Origin of the sequence: Bacillus cereus group sp. BfR-BA-01355 (genome assembly GCF_022663675.1) — a bacterium.
In the GTDB taxonomy this organism is placed as follows: Bacteria; Bacillota; Bacilli; order Bacillales; family Bacillaceae_G; genus Bacillus_A; species Bacillus_A thuringiensis_S.
In genome coordinates, this window is record NZ_JAKUFY010000341.1 from 1 (window position 1) to 345 (window position 345).

A 345-nucleotide genomic window follows, 5' to 3' on the forward strand; every position below is an offset into this window, starting at 1 on the left:
ACGACGTGCAGCAGCGGCAGCAAAAGCAAAAGCGGCGGCGTTAGCGAAGCAGAAAAGAGAAGGAACAGAAGAAGTAACGGAAGAAGAAAAAGCGAAAGCAAAGGCAAAGGCGGTGGCAACAGCCAAGGCAAAAGCGGCAGCATTAGCGAAGCAGAAAGCTTCGCAAGGTGATGGGGATTCGGGAGATGAAAAGGCAAAGGCAATTGCAGCAGCAAAAGCGAAAGCAGCAGCGGCTGCAAGAGCGAAGACAAAGGGAGCTGAAGGTAAGAAAGAGGATGAGCCGAAGCGGGAAGAAACGTCCGTAAATCAGCCGTATTTAAATCAGTATGTTGAGGCTATTAGGGA

Annotated in this window: 1 pseudogene; it reads left to right on the forward strand. The window is 50.4% G+C overall.

Annotated features, from left to right (window positions below):
* Window positions 1-345 (forward strand): annotated as a pseudogene (locus MR167_RS31945) (NADH-quinone oxidoreductase subunit C); the annotation flags it as partial.